Source organism: Streptomyces scopuliridis, from assembly GCF_042790125.1.
Taxonomy (GTDB): domain Bacteria; phylum Actinomycetota; class Actinomycetes; order Streptomycetales; family Streptomycetaceae; genus Streptomyces; species Streptomyces scopuliridis_A.
Map to the genome: position 1 here is coordinate 1 of NZ_JBHTZS010000016.1, position 15937 is coordinate 15937.

At 70.0% G+C, this 15937-nt stretch carries 15 protein-coding genes, 1 tRNA gene, 1 pseudogene and 1 riboswitch; of the genes and pseudogenes, 10 read left to right on the forward strand and 7 right to left on the reverse strand.

Annotated features, from left to right (window positions below):
- Positions 1 to 534 precede the first annotated feature (534 nt).
- Entirely contained in the window at positions 535 to 1287 is a 753-nt protein-coding gene (locus ACFRKB_RS23595) for an MBL fold metallo-hydrolase (RefSeq protein WP_383108354.1), read from the forward strand.
- 84 nt (positions 1288 to 1371) lie between these two features.
- Here ACFRKB_RS23595 and ACFRKB_RS23600 read toward each other — a convergent pair whose 3' ends face one another.
- On the reverse strand, positions 1372 to 2655 hold the full coding sequence (locus tag ACFRKB_RS23600; protein ID WP_383108355.1) for a PTS transporter subunit EIIC: 1284 nt from the start codon (positions 2653 to 2655) through the stop codon (positions 1372 to 1374).
- 164 nt (positions 2656 to 2819) lie between these two features.
- Entirely contained in the window at positions 2820 to 4103 is a 1284-nt protein-coding gene (locus tag ACFRKB_RS23605; RefSeq protein ID WP_383108356.1) for a PTS transporter subunit EIIC, read from the reverse strand.
- A 169-nt stretch (positions 4104 to 4272) separates the two neighbouring features.
- Here ACFRKB_RS23605 and ACFRKB_RS23610 point away from each other — a divergent pair.
- The 4 genes and pseudogenes from ACFRKB_RS23610 to rdgB all read left to right on the forward strand — a co-directional run.
- A pseudogene (locus ACFRKB_RS23610) lies at positions 4273 to 4515 on the forward strand (glucose PTS transporter subunit EIIB); the annotation flags it as partial.
- Between the two features lie 106 nt (positions 4516 to 4621).
- Entirely contained in the window at positions 4622 to 5353 is a 732-nt protein-coding gene (gene rph / locus ACFRKB_RS23615) for a ribonuclease PH (RefSeq protein ID WP_030355077.1), read from the forward strand.
- Positions 5354 to 5485: 132 nt separating this feature from the next.
- Positions 5486 to 5884, forward strand: coding sequence for a hypothetical protein (locus tag ACFRKB_RS23620; RefSeq protein ID WP_383108358.1), 399 nt, complete (start codon positions 5486 to 5488; stop codon positions 5882 to 5884).
- A gap of 47 nt (positions 5885 to 5931) precedes the next feature.
- The gene (gene rdgB, locus ACFRKB_RS23625) at positions 5932 to 6534 is read left to right on the forward strand and encodes an RdgB/HAM1 family non-canonical purine NTP pyrophosphatase (protein WP_365972473.1); all 603 of its coding nucleotides are present in this window, start codon (positions 5932 to 5934) and stop codon (positions 6532 to 6534) included.
- A gap of 46 nt (positions 6535 to 6580) precedes the next feature.
- Here the strand turns inward: rdgB and ACFRKB_RS23630 are convergent.
- The 4 genes from ACFRKB_RS23630 to bcp form a co-directional block, all read right to left on the reverse strand.
- A tRNA-Leu gene (locus ACFRKB_RS23630) sits at positions 6581 to 6664 on the reverse strand.
- Positions 6665 to 6717: 53 nt separating this feature from the next.
- Entirely contained in the window at positions 6718 to 7749 is a 1032-nt protein-coding gene (locus tag ACFRKB_RS23635) for an HNH endonuclease signature motif containing protein (protein WP_383108359.1), read from the reverse strand.
- An 86-nt stretch (positions 7750 to 7835) separates the two neighbouring features.
- Positions 7836 to 9332: a glycine betaine/L-proline transporter ProP gene (proP, locus tag ACFRKB_RS23640; RefSeq protein ID WP_383108360.1), complete on the reverse strand. Its 1497-nt coding sequence runs from the start codon at positions 9330 to 9332 to the stop codon at positions 7836 to 7838.
- Positions 9333 to 9454: 122 nt separating this feature from the next.
- The gene (gene bcp / locus ACFRKB_RS23645) at positions 9455 to 9922 is read right to left on the reverse strand and encodes a thioredoxin-dependent thiol peroxidase (protein ID WP_383108362.1); all 468 of its coding nucleotides are present in this window, start codon (positions 9920 to 9922) and stop codon (positions 9455 to 9457) included.
- 137 nt (positions 9923 to 10059) lie between these two features.
- On the opposite strand from bcp, the gene ACFRKB_RS23650 reads away from it, so the two are divergent.
- From ACFRKB_RS23650 to ACFRKB_RS23660, 3 genes are all read left to right on the forward strand, one after another.
- Complete coding sequence (locus tag ACFRKB_RS23650; RefSeq protein ID WP_383108363.1) at positions 10060 to 10380, forward strand: DUF3618 domain-containing protein; 321 nt, start codon at positions 10060 to 10062, stop codon at positions 10378 to 10380.
- Positions 10381 to 10399: 19 nt separating this feature from the next.
- On the forward strand, positions 10400 to 10777 hold the full coding sequence (locus ACFRKB_RS23655; RefSeq protein WP_383108364.1) for a GroES family chaperonin: 378 nt from the start codon (positions 10400 to 10402) through the stop codon (positions 10775 to 10777).
- A 95-nt stretch (positions 10778 to 10872) separates the two neighbouring features.
- Positions 10873 to 10939, forward strand: a riboswitch (guanidine-III (ykkC-III) riboswitch).
- Between the two features lie 34 nt (positions 10940 to 10973).
- A complete protein-coding gene (locus ACFRKB_RS23660; protein WP_030355070.1) occupies positions 10974 to 11294 on the forward strand; it encodes a DMT family transporter in 321 nt (106 codons plus the stop codon).
- 79 nt (positions 11295 to 11373) lie between these two features.
- Here the strand turns inward: ACFRKB_RS23660 and ACFRKB_RS23665 are convergent, their stop codons facing one another.
- Positions 11374 to 13794, reverse strand: a complete 2421-nt coding sequence (locus ACFRKB_RS23665; protein WP_383108365.1) for a transglycosylase domain-containing protein — start codon at positions 13792 to 13794, stop codon at positions 11374 to 11376.
- A gap of 288 nt (positions 13795 to 14082) precedes the next feature.
- Between ACFRKB_RS23665 and ACFRKB_RS23670 the strand changes: the two genes are divergently transcribed.
- Together ACFRKB_RS23670 and ACFRKB_RS23675 are read left to right on the forward strand one after the other, a co-directional pair.
- Positions 14083 to 14883: an ABC transporter permease gene (locus ACFRKB_RS23670; RefSeq protein ID WP_383108366.1), complete on the forward strand. Its 801-nt coding sequence runs from the start codon at positions 14083 to 14085 to the stop codon at positions 14881 to 14883.
- Between the two features lie 31 nt (positions 14884 to 14914).
- Positions 14915 to 15838, forward strand: coding sequence for an ABC transporter permease (locus tag ACFRKB_RS23675; protein ID WP_383108520.1), 924 nt, complete (start codon positions 14915 to 14917; stop codon positions 15836 to 15838).
- The last annotated feature ends 99 nt before the right edge of the window (positions 15839 to 15937 follow it).

A 15937-nucleotide genomic window follows, 5' to 3' on the forward strand; every position in this document is an offset into this window, starting at 1 on the left:
GGGGGGAGGGGGCCGGGGTCGGAGGAGGTGCGTGTCCGGACGTAAAGCGTCGCAGCTCGCGCGAAGCGCGGTGAGGAAAGCAGTCCGGACACGCACCTCCGGAGGCCCCGGCCCCCGGCGGCGCACCCACACCACGACCCCCCGCCGGATGGCGCACCGCCCCGGCCCCCGGCACCACAACGGCGCACCCGCACCACGGCCCCCCGCCGGGAGGCGCACCCGCACCACGGCCCCCCGCCGGGAGGCGCACCGCCCCGGCGCCAGCGGCGGCCCGGACCCACGACCCCCCGCCGGACGGCGCACCGCACCCCGCGCAACGCCCCCCGGCTGGGCGGCGCACCCCACCCCGCGCACCGCCCCCCCGCCGGACGGCGCACCGCCGGGCGGCGAACCCCCAGCCGAACCGGTGACAGGCCAGGTGAGTTCCCCCACAACGGCCCACTGTGGAGGAGCGACCCACCCTTTCGCGCCTTACGCTCAACGAACCGCACGACCCCCGTCGCCCCCCTTCCACGCCACGGAGGTTCCCGCTCCATGAAGCTCACCGTCGTCGGCTGTTCGGGCTCCTTCCCCTCTGCGGGATCGGCCTGCTCCAGCTACCTCGTAGAGGCCGACGGCTTCCGGCTGCTCCTCGACATGGGCAACGGCGCCCTCGGCGAGCTGCAGCGCCACGTTGGTCTCTACGACCTCGACGCCATTTTCCTCAGCCATCTCCACGCCGATCACTGCATCGACATGTGCGGCTACTTCGTCGCCCGTTACTACCGGTTCGACGGCGGTCGCTGCGACGCCATCCCCGTCTACGGCCCCGAGGGCACCGAGCAGCGTCTCACCACGGCGTACGCGGACACCCCCTCCGACAAGGCCATGAGCGAGGTCTTCGACTTCCACACGCTCAAGCCGGGCTCCTTCGACATCGGCCCCTTCTCGGTACGGACGGAGAAGGTCGCGCACCCCGTCGACACCTTCGCCATCCGCGTCGAGCACGGCGGCCGGTCGCTCACGTACTCGGGGGACACCGGTATCTGCGAGCCGCTGGTGGAGCTGGCGGAGGATACGGATCTGTTCCTCTGCGAGGCGGCCTTCACGCACGGCAAGGAGGATGTCGTCGGGCTGCATCTGAACGGCCGTGAGGCCGGCGCCCATGCCGCGCGGGCGCGGGCGCGCAGGCTCGTGCTCACGCATATCCCGCCCTGGACGGACGCCGAGCGGAACCTGGCCGACGCGCGCGATGTGTACGCGGGCCCGGCGGAGCTGGCCGTTCCCGGGACGGTGTACGAGATCTGACCGGCCGGCAGCCGAGGCCGCCGCGCACAGCCGTGGGCCCGGCCGTACCTGACGACGGCCGGACCCACGGAGCGTGCGGAGAGGCTACTTCGCCTCCGCCTTCTGCAACTCGGCGAGTTCCTCGTCGCTCTCACGTCCCGGCGTCGGGATATTGAACTTGGTGATCGCGAAGCGGAAGATCGCGTAGTAGAGCGCCGCGAAACAGAGGCCGACCAGCGCCAGCCCCCATGGATTGGTCGCGATGCCCAGGTTGAGGGCGAAGTCCACCGCGCCGGCCGAGAAACCGAAGCCGTCCTTCATGCCGAGGGCCCAGGTCAGCGCCATGGAGACACCGGTGAGCACCGCGTGCACCGCGTACAGCGCCGGGGCGATGAACATGAAGGTGAACTCGATCGGCTCCGTCACGCCCGTGACGAACGCGGTGAGCGCGAGCGACAGCATCATGCCGCCGACGACCTTGCGGCGCTCGGGGCGGGCGCAGTGGACGATCGCCAGACAGGCCGCCGGGAGGGCGAACATCATGATCGGGAAGAAGCCGGTCATGAACTGTCCGGCCGTCGGGTCGCCCGCCAGGAAGCGGTTGATGTCGCCGCTCTTGCCCTCGAACGTACCGGCCTGGAACCACGGGAACGAGTTCAGCAGGTGGTGCATGCCCACGGGGATCAGCGCGCGGTTGGCGACCCCGAAGATGCCCGCGCCCACGGCGCCGGAACCGACCAGCCACTCACCGAAGTTGTGCAGACCCGCGCCCAGGACCGGCCAGATGTAGCCGAAGACGATGCCGATGACCAGGCCGGCGAAGGCGGAGAGGATCGGTACGAGGCGACGGCCGCCGAAGAAGCCCGCCCAGTCCGGCAGCTTCGTCCGGTAGAACCTCTGGTAGAGCAGCGCGACCACGATGCCCATGACGACACCGCCGAGGACCTTCGCGTCGACGGGCGCGCTGTTCATGACTATCTTGCCGTCGACCACCGTCGCGACCTTGGGCAGATTCGAGTCGGTGAAGGTGGCCAGCACGTTCTTGAAGACGAGGTAGCCGGTGACGGCGGCCAGCGCGGTGGAGCCGTCCGCCTTCTTGGCGAAGCCGATCGCGATGCCGACGGCGAACAGCAGCGGCATGTTGTCCAGGATGGCGTTGCCGCCCGCGGCCATGAACGAGGCGATCTTGGTGAGAAACGCCGGGAACGACTCACGGCCGAGCATGTCGGTGTTGCCGAGGCGCACCAGCAGGGCGCCGGCGGGCAGGACGGCGACGGGGAGCATCAGGCTGCGGCCGATACGCTGCATCACGGCCATCGCGCCGCTGCCCTTGCTCTTGCCCGCCGAGGGCTTCTTGTCCGCCGAAGCGGCGGCGCTGGCCGTGGACATCAACTTCCTCCAGGGGGAACACGGCATGCGGCCGCGTGGTCTACACCATCAGTGGTGTAGACCAGTTGTAGCACGGTGTGAATCGCATAAGGAACCCACGACGGCGATGTCCGGTGACGACTGTGACCTGGGTCATAATCCGGGCTCGGTCGTCTGACCTGCGCCTACGGCTGGATGTTCTGCTTCTCGCCGGCCTCTTCCAGCTCCTCGGGCTCATTCCCCGGGGTCGGGAAGTCGAACGCCTTGATCGCGACGCGGAACACCACGTAATACACGACCGCGAAGCAGAGGCCGATCGGAATGATCAGCCAGGGCTTGGTGTCCAGGTGCCAGTTGACCACGTAGTCGATCAGACCGGCCGAGAAGCTGAACCCCGCGTGCACCCCCAGCGCCCAGGTGATCGCCATCGAGGCGCCGGTCAGCAGCGCGTGCGCACCGTACAGCAGGGGCGCGGCGAACATGAAGGAGAACTCCAGCGGCTCGGTCACGCCGGTGACGAACGAGGTCAGCGCGACGGAGGCCATCAGGCCCGTCACCCTCTTGCGGTGCTCGGGGCGGGCGCTGTGCGCGATGGCGAGCGCGGCGGCCGGCAGGCCGAACATCATGATCGGGAAGAACCCGGACATGAACTGGCCGGCCGAGGGGTCCCCGGCGAAGAACCGGGTCAGATCGCCCATCACGACGGTGCCGTCCGGCTTGGTGTACTCACCGGCCTGGAACCAGAAGAAGGTGTTCAGGAACTGGTGCATGCCGATGGGGATGAGCAGCCGGTTGGCGACCCCGAAGATGCCCGCGCCCCAGGCGCCCAGATCGATCAGCTGCTTGGCGAACGCGGTCAGCGCGTCCCCGACCGGCTGCCACAGCAGCCCGAAGGCCACGCCGAGGAGGGTGCAGATGAAGGCCATCAGGATCGGTACGAGCCGGCGGCCGTTGAAGAAGCCGAGCCAGTCGACCAGCCTCGTACGGTGGAACCGCTGCCAGACGACGGCCGTGAGCAGCCCGATCAGAATGCCGCCGAGCACGCCGGGGTTCTGCGGGACGCCGTCGGGCGTCGCCTTCGTCACCGAACCGCCGACCGGGAAGGCGGCCAGCACGCCGTGGTAGACGAGGAAGCCGGCGACCGCGGCGAGCGCGGTCGAGCCGTCCGCCTTCTTGGCGAAGCCGATCGCGACCCCGATGCAGAAGAGCAGCGGCAGCCCGAACGCGCCGTCCAGGATCGCGCCGCCGCCGAGGGTGAGCACCTTCGCCGTCTTGTCCCAGAACGGACCGTGGAGATACGCGGCGAAGAGATTCCCGAGGCTGACCAGCAGCCCCGCCGCGGGCAGTACGGCGACCGGGAGCTGGAGGCTGCGGCCGACCTTCTGCAGCCCCTGGAACAGCCCGTTCCACCAGCTCTTCCGCGACCTCGCCGGCCTCCGCCGCGGCGCTGCCGTGCTGTCGGAGCTCATTCGGCGCTCTCCCGTCGTTCCCGACTGGTGTAGACCAGTTGCGATAGGCTCCCGGGGGCCGGTCGCGGGCAGGGCGCCGTTGATCGTCATCATTGGGTACGTGGTCCAGGCGCGCCCGTGAAGATGGTCCAACCGTGCGTTACCGTGACGAAACAGTTCGACAGTCAGGGAGAAAGACATGGCCACCAAGGCTGAGAAGATCGTCGCCGGGCTCGGCGGACTCGACAACATCGAAGAGGTCGAGGGCTGCATCACCCGCCTGCGCACCGAGGTCGTCGACCCCGACCTCGTCGACGAGACCGCCCTGAAGGCCGCCGGCGCCCACGGCGTCGTGAAGATGGGCACCGCGATCCAGGTCGTCATCGGCACCGACGCCGACCCCATCGCCGGTGAGATCGAAGACATGATGTAACCCACTGACAGTCACGACAGTCACGGCAGCCACGCAGCACCACCCGAGGGCCTGATCCGGACCACCGGAACAGGCCCTTCGCGCAGGCCCCTATAGGCTCAGGTCCATGTCTCGTATCGACGGCCGCACCCCCGAACAGCTCCGTCCCGTCACCATCGAACGGGGATGGAGCAAGCACGCCGAGGGCTCCGTCCTCATCTCCTTCGGTGACACCAAGGTCTTCTGCACCGCCTCCGTCACCGAAGGCGTCCCGCGCTGGCGCAAGGGCAGCGGCGAAGGCTGGGTCACCGCCGAGTACTCGATGCTGCCGCGCTCCACCAACACCCGCGGCGACCGCGAATCCGTCCGCGGCAAGATCGGCGGCCGTACCCACGAGATCAGCCGCCTCATCGGCCGGTCCCTGCGCGCCGTCATCGACTACAAGGCGCTCGGCGAGAACACCATCGTCCTCGACTGCGACGTCCTCCAGGCCGACGGCGGCACCCGCACCGCCGCCATCACCGGCGCCTATGTCGCCCTCGCCGACGCCGTCGCCTGGGCCCAGGGCAAGAAGATCGTCAAGGCCGGCCGCCGCCCGCTGACCGGCACCGTCGCCGCCGTCAGCGTCGGCATCGTCGACGGCACCCCCCTTCTCGACCTCTGTTACGAGGAGGACGTCCGCGCCGAGACCGACATGAACGTCGTCTGCACCGGCGACGGCCGCTTCGTCGAGGTCCAGGGCACCGCCGAGGCCGAGCCCTTCGACCGCAAGGAGCTGAACGCGCTCCTCGACCTCGCCACCGGCGGCTGCGCCGACCTCGCCGCGCTCCAGCGCACGGCGCTCGACCAGACCCTCTGACCCTCGGCGACCCCCGGCCCTCGGTCCGGCCGGGTAAAGAGGCAACCAAGAAGACCCGACGGGGCGTCTCCACCCGCACGGGCGCACGGACCGAACCGTGCGCCCGTCCACACCCCGGGAAGGAACCGCGCCATGTCCGCCGCGCCGATACGCCGACGCCGCATCACCCTGGCACTCGCCGCCACCGCCGCACTCGCCCTGCCCCTCACCGCGGGCTGCGGCGCCCTCGACAAGGCGCTGGACTGCGTCCAGACCGCCGACGCGATCGCGGGCAGCGTCAACGACCTCCAGCAGGCCGTCTCCAACGCCGGGGACAACCCGCTCCAGATCGACGAGACGCTCAACGACATCGACAACAAGCTCGACAAGCTCGGGGACCAGACCGACAACGCGGACCTCAGCAAGGCCGTCGACGACCTGGGCAAGGGCGTCGACAACGTCCGTACGTCCGTCAAGAACGGCGACAACGCCCCCGACCTCACGCCCATCACCGACGCAGCGTCCGAGATCGGCAAGATCTGCACCCCCTGACCGGCCCCTCCCGGCCCGGTCCGGCACCCCGGTCCGATACTGGGGGCATGACCCGCCTGATCCTCGCCACCCGAAACGCCGGGAAACTCACCGAACTCCAGGCCATCCTCGCCGACGCCGGTCTGCCCCACGACCTCGTCGGCGCGGACGCCTACCCCGACATCCCCGACGTCAAGGAAACCGGCGTCACCTTCGCCGAGAACGCGCTCCTCAAGGCCCACGCCCTCGCCGACGCCACCGGCCTCCCCGCCGTGGCCGACGACTCCGGCCTCTGCGTCGACGTCCTCGGCGGCGCCCCCGGCATCTTCTCCGCCCGCTGGGCCGGCACCCACGGCGACGACACCGCCAACCTGAACCTGCTCCTGGCCCAGCTCTCCGACATCGCCCCACCCCACCGCGGAGCCCACTTCACCTGCGCCGCGGCCCTGGCCCTCCCGGACGGCACGGAACGCGTGGTCGAAGGCCGCCTCCTGGGCACCCTCCGCGAATCCCCCTCCGGCACGGGCGGCTTCGGCTACGACCCGATCCTCCAGCCCTCCGGCGAAACCCGCACCTGCGCGGAACTCTCCCCGGCGGAAAAGAACGCGATCAGCCACCGGGGCAAGGCATTCCGCGCACTGGTCCCGGTGGTACGGGAACTCCTGGGCTGACGTCGCAGAGGGGCCGCTCACAGGTGTGAGCGGCCCCTCTGTCATGTGCGGCCGGTGGGACTCGAACCCACACGGGATTGCTCCCACGGCGTTCTAAGCGCCGCTCGGCTGCCTGTTACGACACGGCCGCTCGCCGCCAATCATCGTAACGGGCCGACGGCTGTGGCGGCACGTGGCCGAGCGTTACGCGGTGATTCGCCGCGTCCTCCGGCGGCTGCGGCACCACGTGTCCGTCAGGGCATGACAGTTGGGGCACAGATAGCGCAGGTTCTCGGCGCGGTTGTCGAGCCAGTCGCCGCTGATGTGATCGATCTGGAGGGTGATCGGGCGGTTCAGCCACTCGCCGGTGTTTCCGCAGGTCGCGCAGTGGTACGGGACTCCGATCTCCTGAAGCGCACGGTGCAGCCGGAGCCGGTTCGTACGGGGAGACCCGTCGGGGAGCACCACGAGGGTTTGCCTGGCGACGGGTTTCGGTGTGCGCGTGCGCACCGAACCCCAGCCGCGCCGCTTGAAGTGACGTGTGTCGAGGCCGAGTCGGGCTGCCTGCCGTCGCACGCGCCGATGGTTTGTGTCGTTCACCGGAAGTCCGAGCGTGCGCATGACGTCGGCGTAGCTGGATGCCCCGGGTATCGCCTCACGCAAGGCGGCTTCGGGGATCGTCAGCCGCGCGTTGCGGAAGTGGCTGGTGTCGATCTCTCGCTCCCGGAGCATCCGGCCCAGTGCCGCGCGTGACCGGCTGTCGTCAGGCACGCCGAGTAACCGGGCCACGCCGCGGACGCTGTCGGCGGAGGCTGCGGCCGCCGCCAGTTCGGCCGTAGCGAACGGCAGGTCGATCCGGGCGCGGTTCATTCCGGGAAAGTGGCTGATGTCGATGCCCGCCGCCGTGATACGGCGGGCGATGTGCGACAGGGTGCCCGTGGCGGGTGGGGCGCCCAGTTTGGCCACGACCTCCCGGAGCGTCGTGGATGTCGCGACAGCGGCTGCTATCGCCTCGTCCGAATACTTCTGCCACGGGCTTCGCCGCTTGAAGTGGTCTGTCGCGAGCCCGAGGGCGGCGACTTCCCGTTGGAGGGCGCGGCGGCGGCCGCCGCTTTCTTTGAATCCGAGCCGCCGTATCAGGTCTGCCCATGTCCGTGCCTCGGCGACGGCGTCGGCCAGACGGTCCCGGTCGTAGCCCTCGGTGGCTCCCGTCTGTGCGGGATGTCCGGTCGGCATGCCCGTTCCCCTCCCCACGGCCGCGTGTTCGCGGTATCGCACTGAGTAACGAACGCCGTCGTGGAGAGTAACGCGCGCGGCAAGCGTCAGAACTTGGGCTCCGGGGTCTGCGAGGCCACCAGTCGCGCCGCTTCCGCCTCCGTCGCGACCGACGGGGGTGAGCCGTCCAGCGGGCGCTGGGCCGTTTCCTTCATGCAGGCCACCGCGATCACGCCCACCAGCGCCGCCGCCATCGAGTAGTACGCCGGCATCAGGTTGTTGCCCGTCAGGCCGATCAGGCCGGTGATCACCAGCGGGGTCGTGCCGCCGAAGAGGGATGCGGAGAGGTTGTAGCCCACCGAGAGCGAGCCGTACCTGACCTCCGTCGGGAACAGCGCCGGCAGCGCGGCCGACATCGTGCCCAGGAGGCAGACCAGGGACAGGCCCAGCATCAGGACGCCCGCCGTGATCGCCGGGATGCCGCCCTGCTTGATCAGGAGGAACGCGGGCAGCGAGAGGAAGAAGAAGCCGAGCATGCCCGCCATCAGCAGCGGCTTGCGGCCGAAGCGGTCGTTGAGCTTGCCGACCTGGTTGATGATCAGCATCAGGAAGGCCATCACGGCCAGCAGGATGAGCAGCCCGTGCGTCTCGCTGTAGCCCAGCTCGTCGGAGAGATACGTCGGCATGTACGACAGCAGCATGTAGTCCGTGATGTTGTACGCGCCGACCAGCGCGATGCACAGGATCAAGGTGGGCCAGTACTGGCGGAAGATCCTGGACAGGTCTTCCTTCGTGGTGATCTCCACCGAGTCCGCCGCCTCGGAGGCATGCGCGCTGTCCGACTCCAGCTTCTGGAACGCGGGCGTCTCGTCGAGCCGCAGCCGCAGATACAGGCCGATCAGCCCCAGCGGCCCCGCGATCAGGAACGGGACGCGCCAGCCCCACGCCTGCATGCTGTCGGAGCCGAGTGCCGCGGTGAGCGCGGTGACCAGGCCCGCCGCGCCGATGTATCCGGCGAGGGTGCCGAACTCCAGGAAGCTGCCGAAGAATCCCCGGCGCTTGTCGGGCGCGTACTCAGCGATGAACGTGGACGCGCCGCCGTACTCGCCGCCGGTGGAGAAGCCCTGGACCAGCCGGAAGAGGATCAGCAGGACCGGCGCCCAGAACCCGATCGAGGCGTACGAGGGGATCAGCCCGATGGCGAAGGTGCCGATCGCCATCATGATCATGGTCAGCGCGAGCACCTTCTTGCGGCCGATCCTGTCACCCATCGGGCCGAAGAACATGCCGCCCAGCGGCCGTACGAGAAAGGCCACGGCGAAGGTGGCGAACGAGGACAGCAGCTCGGCCGTCGAGTTCCCCGACGGGAAGAAGACATGCCCGATGGTGACGGCGAGATAGCTGTAGATGCCGAAGTCGAACCACTCCATGGCGTTGCCCAGGGACGCCGCCTTCACCGCCCGCTTGACCGCCGCCTCGTCGGTGACGGTGATGTCGGACCGCCGCAGCTTGGGGTTCCTGCGCTGTCTGATGGCGCGGAAGAGGGCCGGGTGGCGCTTGACCGCGGCGGGGTCGGCCGTCTCTTCGTGCTCCTGGCCGGCCATGGCGTGGTCCTTTCCTCGGGTGAGTCAGTCCAAGGGAACCTTCTGCGCGGTCGTGGCGGTCGCAAACCGAGGTCCCACCGAAGTGGGACCTCGGTCACAGCGAACCGTCGGATACCGGGGCCTCAGATACCGAGGTCTTTGATGATCTTCGCCACATGGCCGGTGGCCCGCACGTTGTAGAGGGCCCGCTCGACCTTGCCGTCCTCGTCGACGATGATCGTCGAGCGGATCACGCCGGTCACGGTCTTGCCGTACATCTTCTTCTCACCGAAGGCCCCGTACGTTTCGAGCACCTCCTTGGAGGGGTCGCCGACCAGGGTGACCTTGAGGTTCTCCTTGTCGCGGAACTTCGCGAGCTTCTCCGGCTTGTCGGGGGACACGCCGATGACGTCGTAGCCCGCGCCGGCCAGCAGATCGAGGTTGTCCGTGAAGTCGCACGCCTGCTTGGTGCAGCCCGGGGTGAGCGCTGCCGGGTAGAAGTAGACGATGACCTTGCGGCCCTTGTGGTCGGCGAGCGAAACGTCGTTGCCGTCGGCGTCGGGCAGGGTGAAGGCGGGGGCGGTGTCGCCGGGCTGGAGGCGCTCGCTCATGGTTCTCCTCGGTGGAACGGGGTGGACGTCGGGCCGTACGCCGCCGAGCGTAATCGGGGGTGCCGCCGGGTGCGGTGACGACTGAGCTGACAGACTGTCGGCGAAGGACTACCGGACACGACGACGGAGGCAGCGCGGTGTCGGATTCCAGGACCCCGGCGCAGATCGAGGCGGACATCGTCCGCAGGCGCGGGCAGCTCGCCGAGACGCTCGACGAGATCGGGGTGCGGGTGCACCCGAAGACGATCGTCGGCGACGCCAAGGCCAGGGTGGTCTCCACGGTGGACGAGACGGCCGGGCGCGCGTTCGTGGCCGTGAACAGGACTCTCGCGGGCGCGCGGGCGCCGTTCGTCAAGGACGACGGCGCGCCGCGGCTGGAGCGGCTGGTGCCGGTGGCGCTGGTGGCGGTCGGGCTCGTGGGGCTGCTGGTGGTGTCGACGAGGCGCCGCAAGCTGTGATCAGCCCCTGTGGCGTGCGATGGCGGCGCGGGCAGGTAGGTTCTGGGGCGTGAGCGACAACACCCACGACCAACACGACAAACTGCCCATCCGGATGCTCCATGACCGCGTGCTGGTCAGGACGGACATCCCGGAGGGCGAGAGGCGTCCGTCCGGCGGCATCCTCATCCCCGCGACGGCGGAGGTCGGCCGGCGGCTGGCCTGGGCCGAGGTGGTGGCCGTGGGGCAGAACGTACGGACGGTGACGCCGGGGGACCGGGTGCTGTACGACCCCGAGGACCGCGCCGAGGTCGAGGTGCGCGGGGTGGCGTACGTACTGATGCGTGAGCGCGATCTGCACGCCGTCGCGGCGGACCGGTTCGAGGGCTCCGAGGATTCCACCGGGCTCTATCTGTAGCCGTGCCGCGCCGAGCGGTCGGCCCCGAGCCGTCCGCGCCGGGCCGCCGTCCCCGAGCTGTCGGCCCGTAGCCGTCCGTGGCAGCGGGCTCCGGCGCTTTGCTACCGTGGGGGCACCCCCGACGAGACGCGCCGTACCGGGTCAAACGAAAGACGACGCACCTGTTGTCCGCGTTTTTCGTGCCGGAGGTGCCGTCATGGCTTGGGTTCTGTTGATCGTCGCCGGTCTGCTTGAGGTCGGCTGGTCGATCGGGATGAAGTACACCGAGGGGTTCACCCGGCTGTGGCCGAGCCTGTTCACGGGCGCCGGGATCGTCGCCAGCATGCTGTTGCTGTCGCATGCGGCGAAGACGCTGCCGATCGGTACGGCGTACGGCGTGTGGGTCGGTATCGGCGCGGCCGGTGCGGCGGTGCTCGGCATGGTGGTGCTGGGGGAGCCGGCGACCGCCGCCCGGATCTTCTTCGTCTGTCTGCTGCTGGTGGCCGTGGTGGGGCTGAAGGCGACGTCGGGTCACTGAGACGCCGGGTCACGCCGGGTCACCGAGACGCCGGGTCAGTGATCCGGCGTCTCGGGCGTCGCGCGCCGGGCCGCCGCTGTCAGGGGCCCAGCGTGTCGGTCAGGGAGCCGCGGGCGTCCGGATCGCGGCCCGTGGCTCCTGTCCCGTCCTCACCGTTCGCGCCGTCGGCCGGTCCGCCGCCCGCGCCGCCGCTTCTGGCCGCGCCGCCGTCGGACTGTCCCGGCGACCGGCCCTGGGACTGAGCGGTCGTCTGTCCTGTCGGCCGGCCCTGCTCGGGTGTCCGGCCGTGGGCCGGGCCGCCGTTCGCGCCGCCCGCGCCCGGCCGGTCCGGCGTCCCGTCGTTCGTCTGTCCCGGGGACTGCCCCGGGGCCTGGCCCTCCGCCGTGCCCGGGGAGCCGGGCGGGTGTGACCCGTTCGTCTTGCCGGGCGGGCCCGCCTGCTGCCGGTCGGAGGACTCCTCCTCGGAGTCCTCGTCCAGCCGCAGATCGAAGTCCCGCGCTTCGCTGCCGCGGAGAGCGGCGGCCGTGAACCGGCCCCAGATCTCGGCCGGCGCTCCACCGCCGTTGATGCGCCTCTGGCCGAGGGCCCCGTACAGCGGCTTCTGCGCGGCGGTCACCGGGTCCGCGCCCATGACCGCGACGACCGTGGCCAGGTCCGGGGTGTAGCCCGCGAACCAGGCCGCCTTGTCCTCCTCCGCCGTGCCGGTCTTGCCGGCGGCGGGGCGGCCCGCGGACTGGGCGGCGGTGCCGGTGCCGTCGTCGACGACGCCCCGCAGCATGGAGGTGGTGGTGTCGGCGGCCCGGCGGCTGATGACCTGCGTGACGTCCCGCTTCGGCAGCGCGACCTCCGCGCCGTTCTTGGTGATCTTGTCGACCAGCGTGTACATGCCGTGCCTGCCGTGGTTGGCGAGGGTCGCGTACGCCTTCGCCATGTCCAGGACGGAGGCGGTGGCCGGGCCGAGAGCGATGGAGGGCGTCGCGGTCAGGTCGGGGGTGCTCTCGGGGAGGCCGAGGGCGACGGCCGTCTCCCTGACCGTGCCGGGACCGACGTCCTGGGCCATCTGCGCGTAGACGGCGTTGACGGAGTAGGCGGTGGCGGTCTGTACGGAGATGGGCCCGTAGTCGGTGTCGTCCTCGTTGGCGGGGGCGTAGCCGGTGTCGCCGTCGGGGCCCTCGACCATGTGCTCGTTGTCGCCGTCGTAGACGGTGAACGGGGTGATCGGCTCGCCGTACTGGGTCTCGGAGCCGTGCTCGACGGCGGCGGCGAAGACGAACGGCTTGAAGGTGGAGCCGACCTGGTAGTCGCGGCGCGTCGCGTTGTTGACGTACTGCTTGGTGTAGTCGATGCCGCCGTACATGGCGACGACCTTGCCGGTCCCCGGCTCGATGGAGGCGCCGCCGACCCGGACGTTGCGGTCGGGCTTGCGGTCGGCGTCGAGCTGGGAGGTGACCTGCCGCTTGACGGCGGCGGTGAAGGCGTTCTGCTTCTCGCGGTCGAGCGTGGTGGTGATCCGGTAGCCGCCGGCGGCCAGCGTCTTCTCGTCGATGATCTTGTTGCCGGTGAGATGCTCCTCGACGGCCTGGACGATATAGCCGCGCTGTCCGGCGAGCCCGATGCTGGCGTGCCTGATCTTGCCGGGCATCGGGAACTTCATCGTGCGGCGCTCGGCGGGGCTGAGCCACTCCTCCTTGACCATGCCGTCGAGGACGTACCTCCAGCGGGCGAGAGCGGCGGGCTTGTTCTCGGGGTGGACGACGACGTCGAACTCGCTGGGGGCGTTGAGCAGGGAGGCCAGATAGGCGCCCTCCGCCGTGTTCAGCTCCTCCACGTCCTTGCCGTAGTACGCCTGGGCCGCGGACTGGATTCCGTACGCGTTCCGGCCGAAGTAGCTGGTGTTGAGATAGCCCCGCAGAATCTGCCCCTTGGTGGCCTCGCGGTTGAGCTTGATCGCGATGAAGAACTCCTTGGCCTTGCGGACGATCGTCTGTTCCTGGCCGAGGTAGTAGTTCTTGACGTACTGCTGGGTGATGGTGGAACCGCCCTGGGTGCCCTTGCCGGTGAGGGTGTTCCAGGCGGCGCGGACCATGCCCTGCGGGTCGACGGCGGGCTCGTTGAAGAAGCCGCGGTCCTCGGCGGCCAGTACGGCCAGCCGCACGGTTTCGGGTACCTGCGAGAGCTTGACGTTCTCCCGGTTGACCTCGCCGTCGCGGGCGAGCTGCGTGCCGTCCGCGTACAGATACACATTGGACTGGGCGGTGGCGGCGGCGTTGGCGGGCGGGATGTGGACGAGCTTGTAGCCCACGACGAAGCCGCCCATGAGGACGAGCACGAAGATCAGGAGTCCGCCGATCAGCGTGCGCCGGGTCGGGAGGGCTCTGCGCCAGCCGGTACGGGGACGCCCGGCCCGACCGCCCGGCCGGCCGGGGGCGGAGTGGGGAGCCGAGGGGTCCCGTGGGGCCCAGCGCTGCTCCCAGCCGTGCTTCTTTGGCTCGTCACTCATATCAGTGGAGACTCCTCGGCCGCGGCCGGCGGTTCACTTCCGGCCTAACGGTGTCGTATCAGGCGATTCGCGGTGCGGACCCAAGAAACGCTGCGTACCTCTGGGAAACGCTGTCTACCGGCATGAAAGCTGTGTACTCCCAAGAAACGCGGACAGAACGGGGGAGTAACGACAGCCGGATAACCGGTCGCGACAGCGGTCCCCGTGGGCTAGGGTCGTTCGCTTTGGTGCCAGGAGGCCGACGACGCGCTGATGGCGTGGGGGAATCGTGTGGGGGAGGGGGCTGTCGTGCGGCTGTACGCAGTAGTGGCCGCTGGTGGGTTCCGCCGCTATGCGACGTACCGGGTGGCCACCTTCGCGGGGGTGTTCACCAACACCGTCTTCGGCTTCATCATGGCGTACACCTATACGGCTCTCTGGGACGAGCGGCCGCACCTCGGTGGCTACGACCTCTCCCAGGCCGTCACCTATGTGTGGCTCGGCCAGGCGCTCTTGATGACCTGCGCCATGATGGGCGGCGGCTTCGAGGACGAGCTGATCGAGCGAATCCGCACGGGTGACATCGCCGTCGACCTCTACCGGCCCGCCGATCTCCAGCTGTGGTGGATGGCCGGGGATCTGGGCCGGGCGGCGTTCCATCTGCTGGGGCGCGGGATCGTACCGATGGTGCTCGGCTCGTTCGCCTTCGAACTGGCGCTGCCGGGGAATCCGCTGACCTGGCCGGCGTTCCTGTTCGCCGTGGCGCTCGGGGTGGTCGTCAGTTTCGCGCTCCGCTTCCTGGTCGCGCTCTCCGCGTTCTGGCTGATGGACGGGGCGGGCGCGGCGCAGATGGCGATGCTGGCGGGGATGTTCTTCTCCGGGCTGCTGCTGCCGCTCAATCTCTTCCCGGGGGTGCTGGGGGAGGTCGCGCGGGCGCTGCCCTGGTCGTCGCTGCTCCAAGTCCCGGCGGATGTCTTCCTCGGCAAGCACACCGGCTGGGACCTGGCCGGGGCGTACGCGTTCCAGGCGGGCTGGGCGCTGGCCCTGCTGGCGACGGGGCGGCTGCTCCAGACCGTGGCGACCCGGAGGGTGGTGGTCCAGGGTGGCTGACGAGGCGGTCAGCGAGGCGTCGGTCGGGGCGATGAGCGAGGCGTCCGTCGGGGCGGTCAGCGAGGCGTCCGACGGGGCGTCCGCCGGGGCGCGGGCGGGGGGCGTTCCGGCTGCGGAGGTGTGGATTCCGCGGGTGTCCCGGCGGGCCGCCCTGCGCGACGGACTGCGGGCCTACGGCCTGATCGTGGGGATGTGGATGCGGTCCACGATGGCGTACCGCGCGTCCTTCGTGATGACGGCGTTCGGGAACTTCGCGGCGACCGCCTTCGACTTCGTCGCGATCCTGCTGATGTTCGCCCACGTGGACGCGCTGGGCGGCTACTCGCTGCCCGAGGTGGCCTTCCTGTACGGGACGTCCGCCACGGCCTTCGGCCTCTCCGACCTCGCGCTCGGCTCCATGGACCGGCTCGGGCGCCGGGTGCGGGACGGCACGCTCGACACGCTGCTGCTGCGGCCCGTGCCCGTACTGGCGCAGGTGGCGGCCGACCGGTTCGCGCTGCGCCGGCTCGGCCGGATCGCCCAGGGGCTGCTGGTGCTGGGCTACGCCCTGCTGACGGTCGATATCGACTGGACGGTCACGCGGGCGCTGATGCTTCCGATGATGGTGCTGAGCGGGGCGGCGATCTTCGCGGCGGTGTTCGTGGCGGGCGCCGCCTTCCAGTTCTGGGCGCAGGACGCCTCCGAGGTGCAGAACTCGTTCACGTACGGCGGGACGACGCTGTTGCAGTACCCGCCGACGGTCTTCGCGAAGGATCTGGTGCGCGGGGTGACGTTCGTGGTGCCGCTGGCCTTCGTCAACTGGATCCCGGCGCTGTATGTCCTCGGCAGGGAGGACCCGTTGGGGCTGCCCGATCTGGCCGCGTTCCTGCCGCCGCTGGTGGCGGTGGTGTGCTGCGCGCTGGCGGGGGTGGCGTGGCGGGCGGGGTTGCGCGCGTACCGGAGCACGGGGAGTTAGGTGCGGGCCGGGCGCGGAGGTGGTGCGGGCCGTACGGGTCGAACGGGTCGTACTGGTCGTACGGGTCGTGCAGGTCATACGGGGAGAGAGTCGGGGCGG

What these genes read in the sequence shown, in the direction of transcription:
- ACFRKB_RS23620 (WP_383108358.1), top strand. Translation starts at nt 5,486, where the DNA reads ATGTCCGCCGCGCCGATACGCCGACGCCGCATCACCCTGGCACTCGCC.
- proP (WP_383108360.1), bottom strand. Translation starts at nt 9,332, where the DNA reads ATGGCCGGCCAGGAGCACGAAGAGACGGCCGACCCCGCCGCGGTCAAG.
- ACFRKB_RS23595 (WP_383108354.1), top strand. Translation starts at nt 535, where the DNA reads ATGAAGCTCACCGTCGTCGGCTGTTCGGGCTCCTTCCCCTCTGCGGGA.
- ACFRKB_RS23605 (WP_383108356.1), bottom strand. Translation starts at nt 4,103, where the DNA reads ATGAGCTCCGACAGCACGGCAGCGCCGCGGCGGAGGCCGGCGAGGTCG.
- bcp (WP_383108362.1), bottom strand. Translation starts at nt 9,922, where the DNA reads ATGAGCGAGCGCCTCCAGCCCGGCGACACCGCCCCCGCCTTCACCCTG.
- rph (WP_030355077.1), top strand. Translation starts at nt 4,622, where the DNA reads ATGTCTCGTATCGACGGCCGCACCCCCGAACAGCTCCGTCCCGTCACC.
- ACFRKB_RS23665 (WP_383108365.1), bottom strand. Translation starts at nt 13,794, where the DNA reads ATGAGTGACGAGCCAAAGAAGCACGGCTGGGAGCAGCGCTGGGCCCCA.
- ACFRKB_RS23675 (WP_383108520.1), top strand. Translation starts at nt 14,915, where the DNA reads ATGAGCGAGGCGTCCGTCGGGGCGGTCAGCGAGGCGTCCGACGGGGCG.
- ACFRKB_RS23635 (WP_383108359.1), bottom strand. Translation starts at nt 7,749, where the DNA reads ATGCCGACCGGACATCCCGCACAGACGGGAGCCACCGAGGGCTACGAC.
- ACFRKB_RS23655 (WP_383108364.1), top strand. Translation starts at nt 10,400, where the DNA reads ATGGCGGCGCGGGCAGGTAGGTTCTGGGGCGTGAGCGACAACACCCAC.
- rdgB (WP_365972473.1), top strand. Translation starts at nt 5,932, where the DNA reads ATGACCCGCCTGATCCTCGCCACCCGAAACGCCGGGAAACTCACCGAA.
- ACFRKB_RS23660 (WP_030355070.1), top strand. Translation starts at nt 10,974, where the DNA reads ATGGCTTGGGTTCTGTTGATCGTCGCCGGTCTGCTTGAGGTCGGCTGG.
- ACFRKB_RS23600 (WP_383108355.1), bottom strand. Translation starts at nt 2,655, where the DNA reads ATGTCCACGGCCAGCGCCGCCGCTTCGGCGGACAAGAAGCCCTCGGCG.